This is a genomic window from Marinobacter sp. LM1 (assembly GCF_042763285.1).
Classification (GTDB): Bacteria; Pseudomonadota; Gammaproteobacteria; order Pseudomonadales; family Oleiphilaceae; genus Marinobacter; species Marinobacter nauticus.
In genome coordinates this window covers 735,195-753,820 of sequence record NZ_CP114373.1, presented here as the reverse complement: position 1 = coordinate 753,820, position 18,626 = coordinate 735,195, and the positions used below count along the sequence as shown (strand labels likewise).

Below are 18,626 nucleotides of genomic sequence, written 5' to 3'. Positions count from 1 at the left end.
CTTTAAAGTACTTCGGGTGCCAGTGAGATAATCTTCATGAACTTCTCGTTACGCAGTTCACGGGTAACCGGTCCGAAGATACGGGTACCAATGGGAGCGTCCTGATTGTTCAGAAGTACCGCCGCGTTACCGTCAAAACGGATCAGAGAACCGTCCGGACGACGCACACCCTTACGGGTACGTACTACAACAGCCTTCAGGACCTGGCCTTTTTTCACCTTGCCGCGGGGGATGGCTTCCTTGACGGTTACCTTGATGATATCCCCAACGGTTGCATAACGCCGGTGAGATCCGCCCAGGACCTTGATGCACATAACCTGACGTGCACCACTGTTATCCGCGACTTCAAGCATTGTTTGAGTCTGAATCATGGTTGTTCTCCGGGCGAATTACACCTTGGCAGCGCGTTCGGTAACTTCCACCAGGGCCCAGCTCTTGGTCTTGGAGACCGGACGGGTTTCCTGGATGGTTACGGTGTCACCAATGTTGCACTGATTGCTTTCATCGTGTGCATGAATCTTGGTTGAACGCTTCATGTACTTACCGTACAGCGGGTGTTTAACCTGACGCTCAACCAGGACCACGATGGACTTGTCCATCTTGTTGCTCACGACCTTGCCGCTCAGAGTTCTGGCAGTTTGGGTAGCTTCGGTCATGTCACTGTCCTGCCTTTTCGTTCAATACTGTTTTCACGCGAGCGATATCGCGCTTCACCTTGCCGAGAAGGTGAGACTGATTCAGCTGACCTGTCGCCTTGCGCATGCGCAGGTTGAACTGCTCCTTCAGGAGGTCGATCAGCTCTTTGTTCAGCTCCTCGACTGACTTTTCACGCAGCTCTGTTGCTTTCATCACATCACCGTCCTCTTAACAAAGGTGGTCTGTACCGGCAGTTTGGCGGCAGCCAGAGTGAAAGCTTCGCGTGCGATTTCTTCCGCGACACCTTCCATCTCGTACAACATGCGGCCTGGCTGAATCTCAGCCACCCAATACTCGACAGAACCTTTACCTTTACCCATACGTACTTCCAGCGGCTTACCGGTGATCGGCTTATCCGGGAATACGCGGATCCAGATCTTACCGCCCCGCTTGATGCGGCGAGTCATGGTACGACGCGCTGCCTCAATCTGGCGCGCAGTTATACGCCCACGGCTGGTCGCCTTCAATCCGTATTCACCGAAGCTCACCTTGTTTGCGCGCTGAGCAAGACCGGTGTTACGGCCTTTCATTACCTTGCGGAATTTGGTGCGTTTTGGTTGCAGCATAAGAGTGCCCCTTTACTTAGAACCTTTCTTCCCAGAGGCTTTCTTGTCAGCACGGACCTGCTCCATACCACCAAGAATCTCACCTTTGAAGATCCATACCTTTACGCCGATAACGCCGTAAGTGGTGTGCGCTTCATAGGTTGCATAATCAATATCTGCACGCAGTGTGTGCAGAGGTACACGACCTTCGCGATACCACTCGGAACGTGCGATTTCAGCACCCCCAAGACGACCGCCAACCTGAATCTTGATACCCTTGGCTCCCTGACGCATGGCGTTTTGAACCGCACGCTTCATAGCGCGACGGAACATCACACGACGCTCCAGCTGGCCGGCAACGTTTTGCGCTACCAGGCGGGCATCCAGGTCCGGCTTGCGGACTTCTTCGATGTTGATGTGCACAGGCACACCCATCATGTCGCTGACTTCGCGACGCAGACGGTCAACATCTTCACCCTTCTTACCGATAACAATACCGGGGCGGGCGGTATGGATCGTGATCCGGGCGTTCTGAGCAGGGCGCTCGATCACGATCTTGCTGACAGACGCCTTAACCAGACGCTTGTCCAGGAATTCGCGAACCTGAATATCATTCAGAAGATTCTTCGCGTAGTCCTTTTTGTCGGCGTACCACACTGAGTTGTGCTCTTTGATCACACCCAGGCGAATGCCGGTTGGATTTACTTTATGACCCATCTGAGCATCTCCTACTTGTCGGCGACCTTGACGGTGATATGACAGGTGCGCTTGAAAATACGGTCAGCGCGCCCCTTGGCTCGAGCTTTGATTCGCTTGAGCGTTGGGCCCTCATCCACCATCACGGTGGAAACCCGCAGATCATCTACGTCCAGACCTTCGTTGTGCTCAGCGTTGGCAATGGCGGATTCAAGAGCTTTCTTGATCACAACCGCTGCCTTCTTAGGGCTGAAAGTCAGAATGTTCAGGGCGTCCTCAACAGCCTTGCCGCGTACTTGGTCAGCGACAAGACGTGCTTTCTGAGCTGAGAGGCGAGCGCCCTTGTACTTGGCTGCTACTTCCATTTCTATTACCTCAGAATCAGCGTTTAGCTTTCTTGTCGGCCGCATGACCACGATAAGTACGCGTTGCCGCGAACTCACCCAGCTTATGTCCAACCATATCTTCGGTGACATAAACCGGCACGTGCTGCTTGCCGTTGTGGACTGCAATGGTCAGGCCTACCATCTCCGGGAAGACTGTTGACCGGCGGGACCAGGTTTTAATGGGCCGCTTGTCATTTGCTTCCAGAGCTGCCTCGACCTTCTTCAACAGATGCAGGTCTATAAAAGGACCTTTCTTCAAAGAACGTGGCACAGCAATTACCTCTATGTAGTCGTTTACTTGGCCGAACGACGACGTACTATCATCTTGTCAGTACGCTTGTTCTTACGAGTCTTATGCCCTTTGGTCGGAACACCCCACGGAGTAACCGGGTGACGTCCGCCAGAGGTACGCCCTTCACCACCACCATGCGGGTGGTCAACTGGGTTCATAGCAACACCACGTACTGTTGGCCGTTTGCCGCGCCAACGTGATGCACCCGCTTTACCAAGCTGCTTGAGGCTATGCTCACTGTTGGACACTTCGCCCAGAGTGGCACGGCAATCTACAAGCACCTTACGCATTTCACCTGAACGCAGGCGGATGGTGGCATACGCCCCTTCCCGAGCAACCAGCTGTACGGATGCGCCCGCAGAGCGAGCCAGCTGTGCACCTTTGCCAGGCTTGAGTTCGACGCAGTGGATTACGGAACCGACCGGAATGTTCCGGAGCGGCAGCGTGGAGCCCACCTTGATCGGCGCGTCGACGCCGGAGCGCACAGGATCACCAGCCTTCATACCTTTGGGAGCGATAATGTAACGACGCTCGCCATCGGCATATTTGACCAGTGCAATGTGCGCAGAGCGGTTAGGATCGTATTCCAGGCGCTCAATGACCGCCGGGATACCATCTTTGGTCCGCTTGAAGTCGATAACACGGTAGTGCTGCTTATGACCACCACCAATGTGACGAGTAGTAATGCGGCCAACATTGTTACGGCCACCAGACTTACTCTTTGTTTCTACCAACGGCTCGTAAGGACGTCCTTTGTGCAGATCCGGGTTGTAAAGTTTTACAACGTGACGGCGTCCGGCAGATGTTGGCTTGGTTTTGACGATCGGCATATTACGACCCCTTTACCTTATTCCACATCCAGAAAATCGATGTCCTGACCTTCTGCCAGCTTGACGTAAGCCTTACGAATGTCATTACGCTTGCCGAACCCGCGGATAGTGCGCTTGAGCTTACCCTTACGGTTCAGAACCTGAACACCTTCGACGGTGACGTTGAACAGTTGCTCAACGGCTTTCTTGATCTCGGGCTTGGTCGCATCAGGCGCTACACGAAACACCACCTGACCACGCTCTGCCGCCAGAGACGCTTTTTCTGATACGTGCGGCCCTAACAGGACCTTGTAAATACGTTCCTGATTCATCCCAGCATCTCCTCGATCTTCTTCAGAGCGGGAACAGTCACCACGACTTTCTCGAAGGCAACCAGGCTGACCGGATCCAGACCTGCCACATCGCGAACGTCCACATGAGGAACGTTGCGGGAAGCCAGGTGCAGATTCTGCTCAACATTCTCAGACAGGATCAGGGCGTTGGACACACCCAGATCGCTCAGCTTGGCAGTGAAGGCCTTGGTCTTGGGTGTATCGACATTCATGTCGTCAACCACAACCAGACGCTCCTGGCGTACCAGCTCGGAGAAAATGGAACGCATCGCCGCACGGTACATCTTGCGGTTAACCTTTTGCTCGAAGTCACGGGGCTTGGCAGCAAAGGTTACGCCGCCTGAACGCCAGATCGGGCTACGAATGGTACCAGCACGGGCACGACCAGTACCCTTCTGACGCCATGGCTTCTTGCCACCACCACTGACTTCGGAACGTGTCTTCTGGGCCTTGGTACCCTGACGGCCAGCTGCCATGTAAGCAGTAACCACCTGATGCACCAGAGCTTCGTTAAAATCTTTGGCAAACGCAGCGTCGGAAACAGAAATCCCCTTGCCGCTACCAGTAATTGTCAATTCCATCGCACCGCTCCTCAGGCTTTAACTGCAGGCTTGATGACAACGTCGCCGCCAGTTGCGCCAGGTACGGCACCACTTACCAGCAGCAGGTTGCGCTCGGCATCGACACGGACGATTTTCAGGTTCTGCACAGTAACCTGCGCATTACCCATCTGACCGGCCATCTTCTTGCCCTTGAACACCTTACCCGGAGTCTGGTTCTGACCAATGGAACCCGGAGCACGATGAGACAGGGAGTTACCGTGAGTAGCGTCCTGCATGGAGAAGTTCCAGCGCTTAACACCGCCCTGGAAACCCTTACCCTTGGACTGACCTACTGCGTCAACCACCTGACCGTCTTCAAACACGGAAACGGTCAGCTCGCCACCGGCGGCCAGGTCTTCACCTTCGCCATCAGCCAGACGGAATTCCCAAACGCCACGACCAGCTTCAACACCTGCTTTTGCAAAGTGCCCGGCAGCCGCCTTGTTTACACGGGAGGAACGACGAGAACCTACGGTTACCTGCACTGCACGGTAGCCGTCGCTTTCGAGGGTCTTGAGTTGGGTAATGCGGTTGGGCTCAACCTCAATTACCGTGACAGGCAGCGCCTGCCCTTCATCCGTAAAAATACGGGTCATACCGGCCTTACGACCGACAACACCAATTGCCATGTTTCACCTCTTAAGTGTACGGGGCTTGCACCCTCTATGGCCTATGACAGTTACACAGACTAATACCGGGCGGTATTAGCCGAGGCTGATCTGAACGTCTACACCTGCTGCCAGGTCCAGTTTCATCAGAGCATCTACTGTCTTTTCCGTCGGCTCAACAATGTCGAGCAAACGCTTATGCGTACGAATTTCATACTGATCACGCGCGTCTTTGTTGACGTGCGGAGAGATCAATACCGTGTACTTTTCCTTCCGCGTCGGCAGAGGAATGGGACCACGCACCTGAGCGCCGGTCCGCTTGGCGGTATCGACAATCTCCTGCGTGGACTGGTCGATCAGGCGATAATCAAACGCCTTCAACCGGATTCGAATTTTTTGGCTTTGCATGATGCACCAAACTCCACTCGTAGCAGCTACTAGTTAGCCGACCTTCAAAAAAAGGAGCCGCATTGTATGCATAATACCCAACCCTGTCAACAGCATTGCCATTGACAGGGTTGAGCGACATTTGCGACCTAAACAGAAAAAGGGGCTGAACGCTCAGCCCCTTTTTCCTGATCAATCGAATAAATTACTCGATGATCTTGGCGACCACGCCGGCACCAACGGTACGACCACCTTCGCGAATCGCGAAGCGCAGGCCATCTTCCATGGCGATCGGAGCGATCAGGGTGACGGTCATTTTCACGTTGTCACCCGGCATTACCATTTCTACGCCTTCCGGCAGTTCGCAAGAACCGGTCACGTCAGTGGTCCGGAAGTAGAACTGCGGACGGTAGCCCTTGAAGAACGGAGTATGACGACCACCTTCTTCTTTGGACAGTACGTACACTTCACACTCGAACTTGGTGTGCGGCTTGATGGAGCCCGGTACACACAGAACCTGACCACGCTCAACGTCGTCACGCTTGGTACCACGCAGCAGAACACCAACGTTCTCGCCGGCACGACCTTCGTCCAGCAGCTTGCGGAACATCTCAACACCGGTACAGGTGGTCTTGGTGGTGTCGCGGATACCCACGATTTCCACTTCGTCACCAACCTTGATGATGCCACGCTCAACACGACCAGTTACTACGGTACCACGACCGGAGATGGAGAATACGTCCTCGATCGGCATCAGGAACGGCTGATCGATCGCACGCTCCGGCTCAGGGATGTAGTCGTCCAGGGCTTCTACCAGCTTCTTCACAGCGGTAGTACCCATTTCGTTGTCGTCTTTGCCTTCCAGCGCCATCAGGGCAGAACCGGTGATGATCGGAGTGTCGTCACCCGGGAAGTCGTACTGGCTCAGCAGGTCACGAACTTCCATCTCAACCAGCTCCAGCAGCTCCTCGTCGTCTACCATGTCGGCCTTGTTCAGGAACACGACAATGAAAGGAACGCCAACCTGACGGGACAGCAGGATGTGCTCACGAGTCTGCGGCATGGGGCCGTCAGCTGCGGAGCAAACCAGGATCGCGCCGTCCATCTGTGCCGCACCAGTGATCATGTTCTTCACATAGTCAGCGTGGCCCGGGCAGTCTACGTGGGCGTAGTGACGGGTCGGAGAATCGTACTCTACGTGAGAGGTCGCGATGGTAATACCACGCGCACGCTCTTCCGGTGCGTTATCGATCTGATCGAAAGCACGGCTCTCGCCAGTACCCCAAACTTCGTGACACACACGAGTCAGGGCGGCTGTCAGAGTGGTCTTACCATGGTCAACGTGACCGATGGTGCCCACGTTTACGTGCGGCTTGTTACGCTCAAACTTTGCTTTGGACACGGTTACACCTCTTCCTGTTTCTTAAGTCCTGGGATCAACCCTTTTTAATGATCGCTTCGGCAATGTTCGAAGGAGCTTCCGCATAGCGGGAGAACTCCATCGCATAAGACGCCCGGCCCTGTGTTGCAGAACGCAGGTCGGTGGCGTAACCGAACATCTCCGACAACGGAACTTCTGCACGGATGACCTTGCCCGCAGGGCTCTCATCCATACCCTGCACGAGGCCGCGACGACGGTTCAGGTCGCCAACAACGTCACCCATGTAGTCTTCAGGGGTAACAACCTCTACCTTCATGATCGGCTCAAGAAGGGCAGGATTTGCTTCGAGGGCGCCTTTCTTCATCGCCATGGAACCAGCGATCTTGAACGCCATTTCGTTGGAGTCGACGTCGTGGTAGGAACCATCGTACAGCGTCGCCTTGATACCCAGCAGCGGATAGCCGGCCAGACAGCCGTTCTGCATCTGCTCCTCGATACCCTGCTGAACCGCCGGAATGTATTCCTTGGGAACCACACCACCAACGATCTCGTTCACAAAGATAAAGTTTTCGCCATCTTCATCATCCAGAGGCAGCGGCTCCAACTTCACTTTTACGTGACCGTACTGGCCGCGACCACCAGACTGACGAACGAATTTACCTTCAACGTCAACCGGCTTACGGATGCACTCACGATAAGCCACCTGAGGCTTACCGATGTTGGCCTCAACCTTGAACTCGCGACGCATACGGTCAACGATGATGTCCAGGTGAAGCTCACCCATACCAGAGATGATGGTCTGACCGGACTCTTCGTCGGTGCGAACACGGAACGAAGGATCCTCCTGAGCCAGTTTGCCCAGCGCCACACCCATCTTCTCCTGGTCAGCTTTGGACTTCGGCTCAACAGCTACGGAGATAACCGGCTCAGGGAACTCCATGCGCTCCAGAACAATCTTGTTGTTCTCGTCACACAGGGTGTCACCGGTGGTCACGTTCTTCAGGCCAATGGCAGCGGCGATGTCGCCCGCCAGAACTTCCTTGATCTCTTCACGGTCGTTGGCGTGCATCTGAACCATACGGCCCACACGCTCTTTCTTGCCTTTAACCGAGTTGAACACAGCATTACCGGATTCCAGCTTACCGGAGTAAACCCGGAAGAAGGTCAGCGTGCCCACGAACGGGTCGGTGGCGATCTTGAACGCCAGAGCAGCGAACGGCGCATCGTCGTCAACCGGACGAGTCTCTTCTGTACCTTCGTCGTCAACCTCACCGCGGATGGCTTTAACCTCATCCGGAGCCGGCAGGAATTCGATAACGGCATCAAGTACCGCCTGCACACCCTTGTTCTTGAACGCGGAACCACAGGTCGCCAGAACGATTTCGTTGGCGATGGTACGATCGCGCAGACCCTTCTTGATCTCTTCGTAGGTCAGCTCTTCGCCTTCCAGATACTTATCCATATACTCTTCGTTGGCTTCGGCAGCAGCTTCAATCATCTGCTCGCGAGCCTTCTCGGCTTCCGCCTTCATGGATTCCGGAATGTCGCGAAGCTCGTAGGTCATGCCCTGGTCAGCTTCGTTCCAGTAGATGGCCTTCATGCGCAGCAGGTCAACGATGCCTTCGAAATCGTCTTCCGCGCCAATCGGCAGCTGGATGGGCACAGTGGTCGCGCCCAGACGGTTACGGATCTGCTCAACAACGCGCATAAAGTTAGCGCCGGCACGGTCCATCTTGTTGACGAACACCATGCGCGGAACTTCATACTTGTTGGCCTGACGCCATACAGTCTCAGACTGCGGCTCAACACCAGAGGAACCACAGAACACAACCACGGCACCATCGAGAACCCGCAGAGAACGCTCTACTTCGATAGTGAAGTCAACGTGCCCCGGTGTGTCGATAATGTTGATGCGGTGCTCGGGGTATTGCTTGTCCATACCCTGCCAGAAGGTTGTAACAGCGGCAGACGTGATGGTGATACCACGCTCCTGCTCCTGCTCCATCCAGTCTGTAGTGGAAGCGCCGTCATGGGTTTCACCCATTTTGTGACTACGACCGGTGTAGTAAAGAATACGCTCGGTTGTAGTGGTCTTGCCCGCATCCACGTGCGCACAGATACCAATGTTTCTGTAACGTTTGATAGGAGTCTTGCGTGCCACGATATAAACCTCGGCTTGTTAGAAACGGAAGTGAGAGAATGCTTTGTTGGCTTCTGCCATACGATGCACGTCTTCGCGCTTCTTCACCGCGGCACCTTTGCTGTCTGCCGCGTCAAGAATTTCGCCGGCCAGACGTTGCGCCATGGACTTCTCACCACGCTTCCGTGAGTATTCGACGAGCCAGCGCATAGCCAGCGCGTTCTGACGGGAAGGCCGTACTTCTACAGGCACCTGGTAAGTAGCACCACCCACGCGACGGGATTTTACTTCCACCATCGGCTGGATGTTCTCCAGGGCCTTTTCGAACATTTCGATCGGCTCTTCCTTGGATTTCTCGGCAACAATATCGAGCGCGCCATAAACAATGCGCTCTGCAACAGACTTCTTACCGCTTTCCATCACGTGGTTGATGAACTTGGCAAGACGTGCACTGCCGAATTTCGGATCGGGAATGATTTCCCGCTTAGCTGCAACTCTTCTTCTAGGCATCGATAAGCCCTTATATATCTAAAAGGTCTTCAGGAACCCCTGAGATAGCCATCTGCTACTCAGCCTTACTCTTACCGTTCTGACAAGCAACGATAAAAGACACCCGCTCGGGACATCAGGACTTGGGTCGTTTTGCACCGTACTTGGAGCGGCCCTGCTTACGGTTCTGTACACCCTGGGTGTCCAAAGTACCGCGAACAGTGTGATAGCGCACACCCGGAAGGTCTTTTACTCGACCGCCACGGATCAGCACAACACTGTGCTCCTGAAGGTTGTGACCTTCACCACCAATGTATGAGGAAACCTCGTAGCCGTTAGTCAGACGAACACGGCACACTTTACGCAGTGCTGAGTTCGGCTTCTTCGGCGTAGTGGTGTATACACGAGTGCACACACCACGGCGCTGAGGGCAAGCCTGGAGCGCGGGAACGTCGCTCTTGGCTACCTTGCGCTTACGAGGCTTACGCACCAACTGATTAATCGTTGCCATGTAAGCAAACTCCAAAAAAAACCATACCAATGAAACTTACCCCCAATGCAGGGGGTAAAATTTAAGGGACGCAAGTTTAAGCTTGCGCCCCGAGTCAGTCAAGATGACTGATCTCTTTTTAACCACCCTGAAGGTAGGTATCTACCCCGAGGGTGGCGCGCGTGAACTCAGCTTTCGCGGTTAAGTTCGGCGCTCAGAGCTTCTTCGACATCGGCCGCAGTCACGCCCTGCTCTTCCAGGTCACGCTTGCGACGGCGCTCGTTGTGATAGGCAAGACCCGTACCCGCCGGTATCAGACGTCCTACCACCACGTTTTCCTTCAGGCCGCGCAGGTAGTCCCGTTTGCCAGTCACCGCACCCTCGGTCAGAACCCGGGTGGTTTCCTGGAACGAGGCCGCAGAGATGAAGGACTCGGTCGCCAGCGATGCCTTGGTGATACCAAGCAGCAGACGCTCGAAGCGTGCAGGCTCTTTGTCTGCCGCATTCGCCTTCTCGTTCTCTTCCATCACCTGGGTAATTTCTACCTGGTCGCCCGACAGCAGCGTGGTATCACCCGGATCGGTGATTTCGACCTTGCGCAGCATCTGGCGAACGATAACCTCGATATGTTTATCGTTGATGACAACGCCCTGCAGACGGTAAACGTCCTGGATTTCGTTGGTGATGTACTTGGCCAGCTCGACCACACCCAGCAGACGCAGGATGTCGTGCGGGTTCGACGGACCATCCGAGATCACCTCACCCTTTTCAACGGTTTCACCTTCGAACACGTTGAGCTGGCGATGCTTCGGAATCAGAACCTCATAGGCATCGTCATCCTTCGGCGTGATCACCAGGCGCTTCTTGCCTTTGGTCTCTTTACCGAAGGAAACCACGCCACTGATCTCCGCGAGGATCGCGGACTCTTTCGGACGACGGGCCTCGAACAGGTCGGCAACCCGAGGCAGACCACCGGTGATGTCCCGGGTCTTCGAGCTTTCCTGCGGAATACGGGCGACCACATCACCCAGCTCGATCTTGGCGCCATTCGCCATGGTTACCAGAGCGTTAGCCGGCAGGAAGAAGATCGCGGTACCGCCCCCGGGCAGCTCCACTTCCTCTCCCGAGTCGTCGACCAGCTGAATGGCCGGACGAATGTCCTTACCCGCAGCCGGACGCTCTTTCGGGTCAATCACTTCCATGGTGGACAGACCGGTCAGCTCGTCAGCCTGGGTACGGACAGTAATGCCCTCTTCCATGTTGACGAACTTGGCGGTGCCCTTCGCTTCCGCGATGATCGGGTGCGTGTGCGGATCCCACTTGGCAACCACAACACCGGCTTCTACCTGATCACCGTTCTTCACAGACAGCACGGCACCGTACGGCAGCTTGTACCACTCGCGCTCACGACCCTGCTCGTCGGCAATGGCCAGCGCGGAGGAACGGGATACCACCACCAGCGAACCATCGGTCTTCTCGATCGACTTCAGGTTGTGCAGGCGTACCGTACCACCATGCTTCACCTGGATATTGTCTACCGCAGACGCCCGGCTCGCGGCACCACCAATGTGGAAGGTACGCATGGTCAGCTGGGTACCCGGCTCACCGATGGACTGGGCAGCGATAACACCTACCGCTTCGCCCACATTCACCTGGTGGCCACGGGCCAGATCACGGCCGTAACACTTGGAACAGATGCCGTGACGGGTCTCACAGGTAATCGCAGAGCGTACCCAGATTTCGTCTACACCCGCGCGCTCAACCATTTCGACGGTCTTCTCGTCGAGCAGTGTGCCCGCAGGAACAACGGCGTTGTCCTTGTCAGTCGGCGTAAACACATCGCGAGCCGTCACACGACCCAGAACCCGGTCGCCCAGCGGCACAACCACGTCGCCACCTTCGATGTGCGGCGTCATCAGCAGGCCTTCATCGGTACCACAGTCTTCCTCGGTCACAACCAGATCCTGAGACACGTCAACCAGACGGCGGGTCAGGTAACCGGAGTTCGCGGTCTTCAGTGCGGTATCCGCCAGACCTTTACGAGCACCGTGAGTCGAGATGAAGTACTGGAGTACGTTCAGACCTTCACGGAAGTTAGCCGTAATCGGCGTTTCGATGATGGAACCATCCGGCTTTGCCATCAGACCACGCATACCGGACAGCTGACGGATCTGGGCGGCGGAACCCCGCGCACCGGAATCGGCCATCATGTAGACGGAGTTGAAGGACTCCTGCATCAGGTCTTCACCGTCTTCGCCCTTCACTGGCTGGCCATCAGGGCCAATAACCTGCTCTTTGGACAGACGCTCCATCATTGCCTTGGACACTTTGTCGTTGGCACGGGACCAGATGTCGATCACCTTGTTGTACTTCTCACCCTGGGTCAGAAGACCGGATGCGTACTGGTTTTCGATGTCTTTTACTTCGTCGGAGGCCGCATCCACCAGCTCGTACTTCTCCGGCGGGATCTCGAAATCGTTAAAGCCGATCGAGATACCGGAACGGGTTGCGTAGTGGTAACCCATGTACATCAACTGGTCAGCGAAGATGACCGTGTCTTTCAGACCAGCATCCCGGTAACAGGTGTTGATCAGGTTGGAAATCGCCTTCTTCACCATCGGCTTGTTGACGATCTCGAACGGCAGGCCGTCCGGCACGATATCGTAAAGCAGAGCGCGACCAACGGTGGTATCGACAATGCGGAAGCTCTCGGTACGATTACCGTCTTCGTCAACCGCAACTTCCTTGACCCGGACCTTAACCTTCGCCTGCAGGTCAACCTGACCGGCACCGTAAGCGCGATGGGCTTCCTTGACGTCAGCAAAGACCATACCTTCACCCAGAGCGGCGTGGCGCTCACGGGTCATGTAGTACAGCCCCAGTACCACGTCCTGAGACGGTACGATGATGGGCTCGCCGTTGGCGGGCGACAACACGTTGTTGGTAGACATCATCAACGCGCGGGCTTCAAGCTGGGCTTCCAGAGTCAGCGGTACGTGTACCGCCATCTGGTCACCATCGAAGTCAGCGTTGTAGGCCGCACACACCAGCGGGTGCAGCTGAATGGCCTTACCTTCGATCAGAACCGGCTCGAACGCCTGGATGCCCAGACGGTGCAGGGTCGGCGCACGGTTCAGCAGGATCGGATGCTCACGGATGACCTCATCCAGGATATCCCAGACCACACCTTCCTCACGCTCGACCATCTTCTTGGCGGCCTTGATCGTGGTCGCCAGTCCGCGGTGCTCAAGCTTTGAGAAAATGAACGGTTTGAACAGCTCCAGAGCCATTTTCTTCGGCAGACCGCACTGATGCAGGCGCAGGTACGGACCTACCACGATCACCGAACGGCCGGAGTAGTCAACACGCTTACCCAGCAGGTTCTGACGGAAACGACCCTGCTTACCCTTGATCATGTCAGCCAGGGACTTCAGGGGGCGCTTGTTGGTGCCGGTGATGGCACGGCCACGACGGCCATTGTCCAGCAGGGCATCCACAGCTTCCTGCAGCATCCGCTTCTCGTTACGCACGATGATGTCCGGAGCATTCAGCTCCAAAAGGCGCTTGAGACGGTTGTTCCGGTTGATCACCCGACGGTACAGGTCGTTCAGGTCGGAAGTGGCAAAACGGCCACCATCCAGGGGAACCAAGGGGCGCAGGTCCGGCGGAAGAACCGGCAGCACGGTCATGACCATGTCGCCCGGCTTGTTACCGGAATACAGGAACGCTTCCAGAATTTTCAGGCGCTTGCTGAATTTCTTGATCTTGGTCTCGGAGTTGGTCTGCGGAATTTCTTCGCGCAGCGCGTCAACTTCGGCCTGCAGATCGATGTCTTCCAGCAATTGCTTGACGGCTTCCGCACCCATGCGGGCGTCGAACTCGTCACCAAACTCTTCCAGGGCTTCGTAATACTGCTCATCGTTCAGCAGCTGGCCCTTCTCCAGAGTGGTCATGCCCGGATCGATAACAATAAAGCTCTCGAAGTACAGAACCCGCTCGATATCACGCAGGGTCATGTCCAGCATCAGGCCGATGCGGGACGGCAGCGACTTCAGGAACCAGATATGGGCGACCGGGCTGGCCAGCTCAATATGGCCCATGCGCTCACGACGAACGCTCGCCAGAGCAACCTCGACACCACACTTTTCACAAATGACACCGCGGTGCTTGAGGCGCTTGTATTTTCCGCACAGACACTCGTAGTCCTTGATCGGGCCGAAGATCTTGGCACAGAAAAGACCGTCACGCTCCGGCTTGAAGGTACGGTAGTTAATGGTCTCAGGCTTTTTTACTTCGCCAAAAGACCAGGAACGAATCATGTCAGGCGACGCCAGGCCAATGCGGATGGCGTCGAATTCCTTGCTCTGATTCTGGCTCTTGAGAAGATTCAGCAAATCTTTCATCAGTTAAAGCTCCGGATGGCGTTAATCTCGGGCGGGCACACGGAGTGCCCGCTCACGCTGCCAAAAACAATTCGGCTCACTCGGATTCCAGCTCGATGTCGATACCCAACGAGCGGATTTCCTTGACAAGAACGTTGAAGGATTCGGGCATGCCCGGCTCCATGCGATGATCGCCATCAACAATGTTCTTGTACATCTTGGTCCGACCGTTTACGTCGTCAGACTTGACGGTGAGCATTTCCTGCAGGGTATAGGCGGCACCGTATGCCTCCAGAGCCCAGACTTCCATCTCACCGAAGCGCTGACCACCGAACTGAGCCTTACCACCCAGCGGCTGCTGGGTAACCAGGCTGTAAGAGCCGGTAGAACGAGCGTGCATCTTGTCGTCGATCAGGTGGTTCAGCTTGAGAATGTACATATAGCCAACAGTCACCGGACGATCAAACGCATCGCCGGTACGGCCGTCATAGAGCTTGGTCTGACCGGTGGTATCCAGGCCAGCCAACTCAAGCATTCTCTTCACCTCAGCTTCCTTGGCACCATCGAAGACCGGTGTTGCCATGGGAACGCCACCACGCAGGTTGTTGCACAGCTCGAAAATCTCTTTATCAGTCAGACTGTCAAGGTCAACCTTGAACACTTCGTCCGAGTGATTGTAGATCTCGTCCAGCAACTTGCGAAGCTCAGCCACCTTACGCTGCTCATCCAGCATGCGGCTGATCCGCTCACCCAGACCTTTCGCCGCAGCACCAAGATGAGTTTCAAGGACCTGACCAACGTTCATCCGCGACGGTACACCGAGCGGGTTCAGAACGATATCGACGGTATTGCCAAACTCGTCGTAGGGCATGTCTTCAATCGGCATAACCGCAGAGATAACACCCTTGTTACCGTGACGGCCAGCCATCTTGTCGCCCGGCTGAATACGACGCTTGATTGCCAGGTAAACCTTAACAATCTTGAGTACGCCAGGAGCCAGATCGTCGCCCTGCTGAAGCTTGCCCTTCTTGTCGTCAAAGCGAGCTTCGTGCTCTTTCTTGCGATCCTCGAGGCCCTGCTCGGATTTCTCCAGCAACTCGTTCAAAGCTTCGTCTTTCATGCGCAGCTTGAACCAGTCGGCTCGCGGCAGTTCCGCCAGGTAGGCTTCTTCCAGCTTCGCACCCTTTTTCAGGCCCGGACCACTGATCACTTCCTGACCTTTCAGAGCGGCCATCAGACGCTCGAACGTTGCACCTTCAACAATGCGGTACTCGTCTTTCAGGTCCTTACGGTACTTGTCCAGCTGCTCTTTCTCGATCGAAAGCGCACGGGCATCTTTCTCGATACCGTCACGGGTGAAGACCTGAACGTCAATGACCGTACCACGGGTACCGGTCGGCACACGCTGAGACGTGTCCTTAACGTCAGACGCTTTTTCACCAAAGATGGCACGCAGCAGCTTTTCTTCCGGGGTCAGCTGGGTTTCGCCTTTCGGCGTTACCTTACCAACCAGAATGTCGCCGGGGCCCACTTCAGCGCCGATGTAGACAATCCCAGACTCATCCAGCTTGGACAGTGCGCTTTCACCCACGTTCGGAATATCTGCGGTGATTTCTTCGCTGCCCAGCTTGGTATCACGAGCCACACAGGTCAGTTCCTGAATGTGGATGGTGGTCAGACGATCTTCCTGAACCACTTTCTCGGAGATGAGAATGGAGTCCTCAAAGTTGTAACCGTTCCAGGGCATGAACGCGATGCGCATGTTCTGACCCAGAGCCAGCTCACCCAGATCCACAGAAGGACCATCCGCCAACACATCGCCACGGGCAATCACGTCACCCTGACGCACGATAGAACGCTGGTTGATACAGGTGTTCTGGTTGGAGCGGGTGTACTTGGTGAGGTTATAGATATCCACACCTGCATCACCGGCTTCGGTTTCTTCGTTGTTGACGCGAACCACGATACGGGCCGCATCCACGCTTTCGATCACACCACCGCGACGCGCGGTTACACACACGCCAGAGTCCTGAGCCACCGTGCGCTCAACACCGGTACCCACCAAAGGCACCTGCGACTTCAGGGTCGGCACCGCCTGACGCTGCATGTTCGCACCCATCAGGGCCCGGTTGGCATCGTCGTGCTCCAGGAACGGGATCAGAGACGCCGCGACCGATACAACCTGGCGCGGAGATACGTCCATGAAGTTAACCGCTTCCGGAGGCGCTACAGTAAATTCGTTCTGGTGACGCACCGTAACCAGCTCGTCAGTCAGACGCTTGCCTTCATCGGTAGCGGCGCTGGCCTGGGCGATCACGTAGTTGCTCTCTTCAATCGCAGAGAGGTAAACCACCTCGTCGGTCACCACACCATCAACCACCTTCCGGTACGGACTCTCAAGGAAGCCGTAGGAATTGGACCGGGCGTAGGTTGCCAGCGAGTTGATCAGACCGATGTTCGGGCCTTCCGGAGTTTCGATCGGGCACACGCGGCCGTAGTGGGTCGGATGTACGTCACGGACTTCGAAGCCAGCGCGTTCACGGGTCAGACCACCTGGGCCCAACGCGGAAATACGACGCTTGTGGGTAACCTCGGACAACGGGTTGTTCTGATCCATGAACTGGGACAGCTGACTGGAGCCAAAGAACTCTTTCACAGCGGCCGCAACCGGCTTGGCGTTGATCAGGTCCTGCGGCATCAGGCCTTCGCTTTCGGCGAGACTCAGACGCTCACGAACCGCACGCTCAACACGCACCAGACCAACACGGAACTGGTTTTCGGCCATTTCACCCACGCAACGCACACGACGGTTGCCCAGGTTATCAATGTCATCCACCTGGCCCTGGCCGTTACGAATGGCAATCAGAGTCTTCAGTACGTCGATGATATCGTCGTGCGTCAGCGTACCTTCGCCGGTGCTTTCTTCCCGGCCCAGGCGACGATTCAGTTTCATCCGGCCAACGGCGGACAGATCGTAACGCTCTTCGGAGAAGAACAGGTTGTTAAACAGATTCTCCGCAGATTCCTTGGTAGGCGGTTCGCCCGGGCGCATCATGCGGTAGATTTCCACCAACGCTTCGAGCGGGGTGCGGGTCGGGTCGATACGCAGGGTATCCGACATGAACGGACCGCAATCCAGGTCGTTGGTGTACAGGGTTTCGATGTCTTTAACACCGGCATCGAGGATCTTGGTAACCACTTCCTCGGTCAGTTCGGTGTTGCATTCCACCAGCACTTCGCCGGTAGACTGATCGATCATGTCCTTGGCCAGGACACGACCGTAGAGATACTCGGTCGGTACTTCCAGCTCGGTGATACCGGCTTTTTCCAGCTGCTTGATGTGACGGGCAGTGATCCGGCGGCCTTCTTCAACAATCACGTTGCCGTCATTGTCTTTGATGTCGAAGGTTGCGATATCGCCACGCAGACGGCTTGGTACCAGCTCCAGCTTGCACACTTCCGCGCCCAGGCTGAACTTACTGGTTTCGAAGAACATCTCGAGCATTTGCTCGGAGGTGTAGCCCAGGCCACGCAACAGAATGGAGGCCGGCAGCTTACGACGGCGGTCGATACGAACGAACACGGCGTCCTTCGGATCGAACTCGAAGTCCAGCCAGGAGCCACGGTAAGGAATCACCCGGGCTGAGTACAACAGCTTGCCGGAGGAATGGGTCTTACCCTTGTCGTGATCGAAGAACACACCAGGTGAACGGTGGAGCTGGGAAACAATAACGCGCTCGGTACCGTTAACAACAAAGGTACCGTTCTCGGTCATCAGGGGCATTTCGCCCATGTAGACTTCTTGCTCTTTGATGTCCTTGATCGCCTTGTTGGACGATTCCTTATCATAAATGATCAGGCGGACCTTCACCCGTAGCGGCGCGGCGTAAGTTACGCCCCTGAGCTGACATTCCTTGACGTCAAAGACTGGCTCGCCGATTCGGTAGCTCACATACTCGAGCGCGGCGTTGCCAGAATAACTGACGATCGGGAATACGGATTTGAATGCTGCATGAAGACCAGTTTCCCGGCGGTCTTCAGGCGCAGTTTCCATTTGGAGGTAGTCCCGGAACGAATCCAGCTGAATAGACAGCAAATAGGGGACTTCCATCACGGAAGGCAATTTACTAAAGTCTTTGCGAATCCGCTTTTTCTCAGTGTAGGAGTAAGTCATCTGCATTCCCCAGCTTTAGACCTGATACCTGGTATCAAGAAGCAATCAAATGTTCTGCTTCGGGGCCGAGTTGCTCGGCTTATCGCGCCGTCTTGAACAAGACTCTGGCTGTAGGTTATAGATCTGACATCAACCTGCAATTGCACACCAGACTCTATAGCATATACAACAGAAAAAGGCCGGTGGCACGAAGCCA

At 55.6% G+C, this 18,626-nt stretch carries 18 protein-coding genes; all 18 read right to left on the bottom strand.

The annotated features are described in order from the left end of the window. Positions 1 to 2 precede the first annotated feature (2 nt). The gene (gene rplN, locus OZ656_RS03500) at positions 3 to 371 is read right to left on the bottom strand and encodes a 50S ribosomal protein L14 (RefSeq protein WP_011784252.1); all 369 of its coding nucleotides are present in this window, start codon (positions 369 to 371) and stop codon (positions 3 to 5) included. A gap of 18 nt (positions 372 to 389) precedes the next feature. Beyond that, the gene (gene rpsQ / locus OZ656_RS03495; protein ID WP_011784251.1) at positions 390 to 656 is read right to left on the bottom strand and encodes a 30S ribosomal protein S17; all 267 of its coding nucleotides are present in this window, start codon (positions 654 to 656) and stop codon (positions 390 to 392) included. Position 657: 1 nt separating this feature from the next. Next, the gene (gene rpmC, locus OZ656_RS03490) at positions 658 to 849 is read right to left on the bottom strand and encodes a 50S ribosomal protein L29 (RefSeq protein WP_008174877.1); all 192 of its coding nucleotides are present in this window, start codon (positions 847 to 849) and stop codon (positions 658 to 660) included. Then, positions 849 to 1,262 carry a 50S ribosomal protein L16 gene (gene rplP, locus OZ656_RS03485; RefSeq protein ID WP_011784250.1) on the bottom strand — a complete coding sequence of 138 codons (414 nt, stop codon included), beginning with the start codon at positions 1,260 to 1,262 and terminating at the stop codon, positions 849 to 851. Before rplP ends, rpmC begins: the two co-directional genes overlap by 1 nt. A gap of 12 nt (positions 1,263 to 1,274) precedes the next feature. Beyond that, positions 1,275 to 1,958 (bottom strand): 30S ribosomal protein S3, encoded by a 684-nt coding sequence (gene rpsC, locus OZ656_RS03480; RefSeq protein WP_011784249.1) that lies wholly within the window; start codon positions 1,956 to 1,958, stop codon positions 1,275 to 1,277. Positions 1,959 to 1,969: 11 nt separating this feature from the next. Next, positions 1,970 to 2,302, bottom strand: a complete 333-nt coding sequence (gene rplV, locus OZ656_RS03475) for a 50S ribosomal protein L22 (protein ID WP_008940674.1) — start codon at positions 2,300 to 2,302, stop codon at positions 1,970 to 1,972. Positions 2,303 to 2,318: 16 nt separating this feature from the next. Continuing rightward, positions 2,319 to 2,594: a 30S ribosomal protein S19 gene (rpsS, locus tag OZ656_RS03470; protein WP_007154011.1), complete on the bottom strand. Its 276-nt coding sequence runs from the start codon at positions 2,592 to 2,594 to the stop codon at positions 2,319 to 2,321. 23 nt (positions 2,595 to 2,617) lie between these two features. Next, positions 2,618 to 3,445 (bottom strand): 50S ribosomal protein L2, encoded by an 828-nt coding sequence (gene rplB / locus OZ656_RS03465; protein WP_011784248.1) that lies wholly within the window; start codon positions 3,443 to 3,445, stop codon positions 2,618 to 2,620. A gap of 17 nt (positions 3,446 to 3,462) precedes the next feature. Next, complete coding sequence (gene rplW / locus OZ656_RS03460; RefSeq protein ID WP_008174862.1) at positions 3,463 to 3,756, bottom strand: 50S ribosomal protein L23; 294 nt, start codon at positions 3,754 to 3,756, stop codon at positions 3,463 to 3,465. After that, on the bottom strand, positions 3,753 to 4,358 hold the full coding sequence (rplD, locus tag OZ656_RS03455; protein WP_011784247.1) for a 50S ribosomal protein L4: 606 nt from the start codon (positions 4,356 to 4,358) through the stop codon (positions 3,753 to 3,755). Before rplD ends, rplW begins: the two co-directional genes overlap by 4 nt. Before the next feature lie 11 nt (positions 4,359 to 4,369). Next, positions 4,370 to 5,008, bottom strand: a complete 639-nt coding sequence (rplC, locus tag OZ656_RS03450; protein WP_011784246.1) for a 50S ribosomal protein L3 — start codon at positions 5,006 to 5,008, stop codon at positions 4,370 to 4,372. A gap of 75 nt (positions 5,009 to 5,083) precedes the next feature. Further along, positions 5,084 to 5,395, bottom strand: a complete 312-nt coding sequence (gene rpsJ, locus OZ656_RS03445; RefSeq protein ID WP_004580743.1) for a 30S ribosomal protein S10 — start codon at positions 5,393 to 5,395, stop codon at positions 5,084 to 5,086. Positions 5,396 to 5,579: 184 nt separating this feature from the next. Continuing rightward, positions 5,580 to 6,776: an elongation factor Tu gene (gene tuf, locus OZ656_RS03440; protein ID WP_011784245.1), complete on the bottom strand. Its 1,197-nt coding sequence runs from the start codon at positions 6,774 to 6,776 to the stop codon at positions 5,580 to 5,582. A 34-nt stretch (positions 6,777 to 6,810) separates the two neighbouring features. Next, positions 6,811 to 8,916, bottom strand: a complete 2,106-nt coding sequence (gene fusA, locus OZ656_RS03435) for an elongation factor G (protein ID WP_023011585.1) — start codon at positions 8,914 to 8,916, stop codon at positions 6,811 to 6,813. 18 nt (positions 8,917 to 8,934) lie between these two features. Further along, complete coding sequence (gene rpsG / locus OZ656_RS03430; RefSeq protein WP_011784243.1) at positions 8,935 to 9,405, bottom strand: 30S ribosomal protein S7; 471 nt, start codon at positions 9,403 to 9,405, stop codon at positions 8,935 to 8,937. Between the two features lie 115 nt (positions 9,406 to 9,520). Beyond that, on the bottom strand, positions 9,521 to 9,895 hold the full coding sequence (gene rpsL / locus OZ656_RS03425) for a 30S ribosomal protein S12 (protein ID WP_008174844.1): 375 nt from the start codon (positions 9,893 to 9,895) through the stop codon (positions 9,521 to 9,523). A gap of 167 nt (positions 9,896 to 10,062) precedes the next feature. Further along, a complete protein-coding gene (gene rpoC / locus OZ656_RS03420) occupies positions 10,063 to 14,277 on the bottom strand; it encodes a DNA-directed RNA polymerase subunit beta' (RefSeq protein ID WP_011784242.1) in 4,215 nt (1,404 codons plus the stop codon). Positions 14,278 to 14,353: 76 nt separating this feature from the next. Beyond that, the gene (gene rpoB, locus OZ656_RS03415; protein ID WP_011784241.1) at positions 14,354 to 18,430 is read right to left on the bottom strand and encodes a DNA-directed RNA polymerase subunit beta; all 4,077 of its coding nucleotides are present in this window, start codon (positions 18,428 to 18,430) and stop codon (positions 14,354 to 14,356) included. Between the last annotated feature and the right edge of the window lie 196 nt (positions 18,431 to 18,626).